The organism is Hymenobacter sp. UV11 (assembly GCF_004684095.1).
Classification (GTDB): Bacteria; Bacteroidota; Bacteroidia; order Cytophagales; family Hymenobacteraceae; genus Hymenobacter.
Map to the genome: position 1 here is coordinate 1 of NZ_SRII01000038.1, position 5,658 is coordinate 5,658.

Annotated in this window: 6 protein-coding genes; 3 read left to right on the forward strand and 3 right to left on the reverse strand. The window is 51.8% G+C overall.

Annotation, left to right across the window (positions count from 1 at the left end):
- Positions 1 to 312: 312 nt before the first annotated feature.
- Together E4631_RS27170 and E4631_RS25450 are read left to right on the forward strand one after the other, a co-directional pair.
- Complete coding sequence (locus E4631_RS27170) at positions 313 to 936, forward strand: porin family protein (RefSeq protein WP_133657559.1); 624 nt, start codon at positions 313 to 315, stop codon at positions 934 to 936.
- 145 nt (positions 937 to 1,081) lie between these two features.
- Positions 1,082 to 1,588 carry a hypothetical protein gene (locus tag E4631_RS25450; RefSeq protein ID WP_133657558.1) on the forward strand — a complete coding sequence of 169 codons (507 nt, stop codon included), beginning with the start codon at positions 1,082 to 1,084 and terminating at the stop codon, positions 1,586 to 1,588.
- Positions 1,589 to 1,722: 134 nt separating this feature from the next.
- Here E4631_RS25450 and E4631_RS25455 read toward each other — a convergent pair whose 3' ends face one another.
- Genes E4631_RS25455 through E4631_RS25465 form a run of 3 tightly spaced genes read right to left on the reverse strand, consistent with a single transcriptional unit; the run spans position 1,723 to position 3,768 of the window.
- Positions 1,723 to 2,382: a hypothetical protein gene (locus tag E4631_RS25455; protein WP_133657557.1), complete on the reverse strand. Its 660-nt coding sequence runs from the start codon at positions 2,380 to 2,382 to the stop codon at positions 1,723 to 1,725.
- Between the two features lie 19 nt (positions 2,383 to 2,401).
- Positions 2,402 to 3,394, reverse strand: coding sequence for a relaxase/mobilization nuclease domain-containing protein (locus tag E4631_RS25460; RefSeq protein WP_133657556.1), 993 nt, complete (start codon positions 3,392 to 3,394; stop codon positions 2,402 to 2,404).
- Positions 3,391 to 3,768: a ribbon-helix-helix protein, CopG family gene (locus E4631_RS25465; protein WP_133657555.1), complete on the reverse strand. Its 378-nt coding sequence runs from the start codon at positions 3,766 to 3,768 to the stop codon at positions 3,391 to 3,393. Before E4631_RS25465 ends, E4631_RS25460 begins: the two co-directional genes overlap by 4 nt.
- An 842-nt stretch (positions 3,769 to 4,610) precedes the next feature.
- Here E4631_RS25465 and E4631_RS25470 point away from each other — a divergent pair.
- Positions 4,611 to 5,564 carry a replication initiation protein gene (locus E4631_RS25470; protein WP_133657560.1) on the forward strand — a complete coding sequence of 318 codons (954 nt, stop codon included), beginning with the start codon at positions 4,611 to 4,613 and terminating at the stop codon, positions 5,562 to 5,564.
- The last annotated feature ends 94 nt before the right edge of the window (positions 5,565 to 5,658 follow it).

The following is a 5,658-nucleotide window of genomic DNA, read 5'->3' on the forward strand; positions in this document are numbered from 1 at the left end:
TAGGATTTAGGGGGCAGTGGGGAAGGTATTCTTTTCCCTTTTGTTTCTTGCTTTTGTCGCTTAACATAACATTCGTTATAAACCTTCTCTTAAAATAAGTGCAGGTTTAGACCTACTGCGTGTGTGACTGCTATCGTAGCACTCTACCATTAATCTCATGCCAGCGCTAGTGAAAAAATACGTTACGCCAGTAGTCAGGAACAATGCTGTTACTAATTGTGCAGTTGCGACACTGTCCCATCTAAGATGCCATGTCAACATACTTATTGACCGCTACTTTACGTTGGTAAGTATCCTATTCTTAATAATCTCATGCTTTCTCATACACTTCTTACCACTTGCTTGCTGGGCATTTTACTGCCGTTAACTAGTCCTGCTCAAACTGCTCCAGCTTCGTCTCGCTTTTACGTGGGCGTTGGGGCTAACTTGCTATCTAACACTCCATTCAAAGACCGAGGAATAGTACCGAGAATCCTTGGGCCTTCGATAACGGCAGGCGTGAACTTCATGCCGCGCTTGGCGCTACAAGTTGGGCTATCATATCATGGAAAAAAAGATACATATGATGACATGTTCGCAAGCCCAGCAGTAGTGACAACTGTCTCTACAAAATACTTGGTTATACCTGCTCTACTCCGCTATACGGTCACCACCCCTATTAACCCTATCAACTTTGATGTATTAGGAGGTGCCACTCTGGTACATGTCACTGGTCATACCACCTATTCTGCTACTCCCTCTACTTACAACGAGTATAGTGATTCTGACACAAGATTTAACTTGACGCTTGGACCAGCTGTACGTGCTGCTATCTCCTCCCACCTAGAATTAACTGCCACTAGCTTAGTGAGTATGGTAGTAGGAGAGAACTATTATAATTTCAGTGACCGCCTCTTTCTAAACACCTCGCTTGGAATAAATTACAAGTTCAACTGACACTTGATAACTTGTCATGATAGCACTACCTATTCATGTTAATAAAGTAAATATTTTCTTGCCAAGTTAAATAAATCTTGTAGATTCGTATATCCTCTTAAAAAAAGAGGCACTTCATCCACCTACTTTTTATTTTTTTACTGTTATGAAGAAAATAAAGTATACCCTACTCTGCGTGGGCTTAGCTCTATCCTTAGGCAGTTGCAGCAAGGATAAAGAAGATATACGGCCACAAGCCGCATCATCTAAGAGTCAAGATTCTCAAACTCTTGGCCCTTATAGTGCCTCACCAAGTATAGTAAAAATTCTATCTGATTACAAGGTGGTTCTGCAAAACGTGGGGAATTTGGCAACAGGTGTATATATCTGTGATATTTACAAGTCTGAGCAACTAGTTACGCTTCCTGCAGGTCAAGTCCTATTATATAATACTAATACAGGTGCTTCTCAACCTGGGTATAGGGATTTTACTCAGCAGACTCCAGGCACTTTACTAAGTCAGGTAACTAACGCATCAGGAGGCACAGATTATACTATAACTACTTATAGTATAATTGCTAAGTACAACAGCATAGGCCAAGCAGTGCCCCAGGGCCCTTATCCACAGAACCTAATTGGTAACACCTTCACGTACAGCGTTTATGTCTTCTAAATTTCATTAGATTGGCATTTGTGGAGCGCAGATACTGTGTTAGAACGATTTCCAATTGGGCAAAATTTTTGTAATTTCAGGTTCCTCGAAGAAGGTTCATCCTATATAGCCTCGGCCCATTCATGTGGCCGAGGCTACTTTGTTTCGATTGGGGCTGCCGGCACGTATAGCGGAAAAAGCTGTTGGGTCGTCTGGCGTATCTCCTTGGTAGTGTTCATCTGCTTCCGAAACCGCTGAATCTGCCCCTGGTAGTAGTCCCGCTCCCGGCCAACCTTTTGCGCTACCCCTAGCAGGTGGTCGTACTTGGCCTGCGGCACCTGGGAGAAGAGCCCCAGGAAGGCCTGTGTCAGCAGCACGAGCACCACAGGCACCACGGCCACTAGGCCAGCGGCTTTCCAGTTGGTAAAGCCCACTACCTCCCCCTGAATGGACACCTGGCGCGGAAAGCCCATCTGAATCGCTTGCAGCTGCTGCACCTGGGCGGCGGTTTCCTTCGCCCCCTGGGCCAACGTGACCTGCATGGTGGCCGTGGCCTCGCTCATAATGCGCGCCGTTTCCGTGTTGGTGGGCATGTAGGGCACAATCAGCTTGGCCGCTGCCTCCCCGTTGAGGCTAATGCGGTAGCCCTGCTGGGCCTGGCTCAGCAGTTGCTCGCCTTGGGCCTTGACTTGCTCTAGGAGCTGGTGCAACTCGGCGGCCGTGGCCGGCTTGCCGCGCTTGATGAGGGTATCAATCCCGTCGCGCATTTGGGCTACGGTCACGAACAGGTCGGCAGGGTCAATCGACTGCATCACAAAAGGAAAAAAATAGAAACTACATCGATAGGCCCCCGCTCTGCTCGCGGTCGGGGGTTTGCTGCCTGGTAGGGGCTTGCGTCGTCTGACGGGCCGTTTCCTGGGCTTTTTGGGCCGCTTCCTGGGCCTGCTGGGCAAAGAGCTGGCGTAGGGCTTCGGCTGAGTAGCGCTGCACGGCCTGGCCCACCACCTGCGCCACCTCGGGCAGCTGCGCCTGGTGCTGGTCGAACGTCTTTTGCAGGTTGCCGGCGCTGAACGTCTTGCCCACCTCGCTGCCCTTCATCTGGTACCCGTCCTTCTCGAAAACCACTCCAAACACCGCCGGCCCGGCCTTTTTTTGGTGCACACTGGTCTTCACCTCGATGCCATAGGGGGCCAGCCGCGTTTGCAGTTGTGCGAAGCTGGCTGAGTAGGGCGCCGTTTGGCTCAGGGCCGTGGCCACCTCGTGCCGCGCCCGTTGCCAGTCGGCTACGCGCTCCGCCTTGGGGGTCGCGGCCACCGCCTGCCGGTGGGTGGGGCCGACCTCGCGGGCCTGCTCGCGGCCCCGCTGCTCGGCCACTGTTAAGCCCAGCTGCTGCTCCAGGCGCTGGCACACGCGCCGGCTCTCCTGGCCAATGAAGTTGTCGGCAATCGTCTGCCCTTCATTATCTACCCGGTTTACCACTAGGTGCGCGTGGGGGTGCTTCTTGTCAAAATGCTGTACGAGTGCCCATTGCGTGTTCTCTAGCTTCATTTCCTGCACGTAAGCCCGTCCGGCCTCGCGCAGCAGCTCGCTCAGCTGCTCGGCGCTGCGGCCGGCCGCGTCCTCAGCCGGCAGAGCCAGTGCGACGTGTAGCACGGCGTTGCCTAAGCCGGGGCGCTGCGCCTGCTGATACTGGAAGTCCTGGGCCATGTGGGCAGCGCTGTCGGTGCGTACCCCCTCCGCATCGAGCACCTGCGCCTGCTTGTCCTCCTGAAACACGTAGCGACAGATGCCGCTGAAGCTCTTGCCGATTTTCACTTTCCCTATCATGCTCCGGTCTGGTTAAGGGTGGCCAGCAACTGCTGCACCTGGGCTAGCGTGGCCCGCGCTCGGTCCTGCACGTCCTGGCCCACGCGGGCCTGCATCACCAGCTGGTTCAGGTTGGTGGCCAGCTTGACGAGCTGCCGGTAGTGCTCACGCTGCTCAGGGGTCGGCGCGGCCTGGAGCACCCGCACCCCGTCGAGTGCTGCCCGGATGATGGCCGACCGGCTCAGCCCCGTTTGCTGGGCCTGCTCCGTCACCAGGTCTAGCTGCCGCTTATCGAGGCGCAGTTGAATCGTCGCGTCGTGGGGAGCTTCGGCTTTGGGCCGGCCGGGAGCCCGTTGCTTCTTCGCTGGTTCGGGTTTAGAGCTATCAGCTGACATGGGCAAAAATGAGGTTAGGGCTAGGGCTCCCCGCTGGGGCAAGAAGAGGGAGGCCAACGGCCGACCGGGGTTTTTGCGAAGCAAAAACACTTCTTGCTTCTACTCTAAACGAGCTACTAGGGGACTCCTAAGGTACGACACCCACGCTACTCCTGCCAACTATCCCCACACTATTTGCTAGCCTGCTATGCCCCCTGCCTTCCCTAGCTTACAGTCACTCGGGGCCTACCTAATCTCCGGCCAAACTCATAACCCTGCTCTATCCATCCCCTCGTTCCCTTGGCCACCTTCGCTTCTGCCTGCTACCCTGCCTCAGTCTTAGCTTCTCCTAACCTTTCTAACAGCTGCTCAATTACTGCCTACCCCTTCTCCCCACTGCCCAGCACTACCAAGCAATACCCCGCCTAAAGCAGTACATAAGCTCGTCATTTATATTTATAAACTGTTAACTACTAGTATAATAGTGCTTATTGAATATTCGCAAGTTATTGGCTTCCAAGGGTTTTGTTGCTTTTGTTTTGCTCGTGTCGTTGTACATTTTAAACGGTCCCTAAAAGCCTTTTTTCCTCGCGCGAACAACAATTGGTGTATTTTAAAAGCTTTGTTCTATTTGAGGGCCTTGCAACTTGTTGGTATTCAGTATTTTATGATACTCATAAACGGGTTTTAGTGGGTGAGAAACGGGTTTTAGTGGGTGAGAAACGGGTTTTAGTGGGTGAGAAACGGGTTTTAGTGGGTTTATAAACGGGTTTTAGTGGGTTGTATGCGGGTTTTGTAAACGGATTCCGAATACAAAACCCGTTTCCTGCTTATAATTGTCGAATAATCAGCCATTCACCACAATGAGCAAGGAAATAGAAATTCGTCAACACAACGCGCTGACCAATGCTCGGTACGAATACACGGAGTTACAGCTTGATTTGCTGTTCTTTCTTCTCTCCAAGCTGCGCAAAGACAAACAGGATAGCGTGTATGAATTGAACATCAAGGACTTATCATTGCTTACCGGCAAAAAGTACAATGCTGCTTATCTGCACAAGGCTACTTCGGATATGGGCAGCCGTGTATTTGAGGTGCAAACTGAAACCCGGTACCGGCAGCTGTGGATGTTTCAGCGCGTGGACTATCTGCTTGGGCAAGGCATCATCGAAATCAAGCTTACGGAAGATATAACGCCCTATCTGTTTGACCTTAAGGAGAATTTCACCAGCTACGAATTGGCTTCGGCTCTACGCCTGACTAGCAAATATGCTAAGCGGATTTATCAGTACTGTAGCCAATGGAAGGACCAAGGGGAGACTAAAAAGTATGATATTCAAGATTTTAAGCAAATGCTTGGTCTGCTCGATGACAAGGGCAAAGACAAAGCTGTCCGAATGAGCGACTTTCGGGAAAGTGTGCTTGATGTGGCTGTAAAGCAAATCAATGAGCATACTGAACTGCACATCAGCTACAAGCTCGAAAAGCGGGTTAGAACCTACAAAAACATCGTTTTCACGGTCAAACCGCAAGCTCTCGCTGAAACTATCCCCTTCGACCTGGTGCCCACTGCTCAGCCCCTGCCCGGTGTTCAGCAGAGCCACTACGACAACGCCGCCCGCATCCTCGACGAGCTGCGCATCACCGATACCAAGCACCGACAAACCATCCTGACCAGCGCGGCCCACGTCGCGGAAGTCAACCGCTACAACCACGACCTAAAAACGGGCAAAGTGAAGGCTTCCCGCAACCCTGGGGGACTACTGCTGGTGCGTCTGGGCCTAGTCGCCGCCAAAGCCACTGCCCCAACTAAATAGGATTTAGGGGGCAGTGGGGAAGGTATTCTTTTCCCTTTTGTTTCTTGCTTTTGTCGCTTAACATAACATTCGTTATAAACCTTCTCTTAAAATA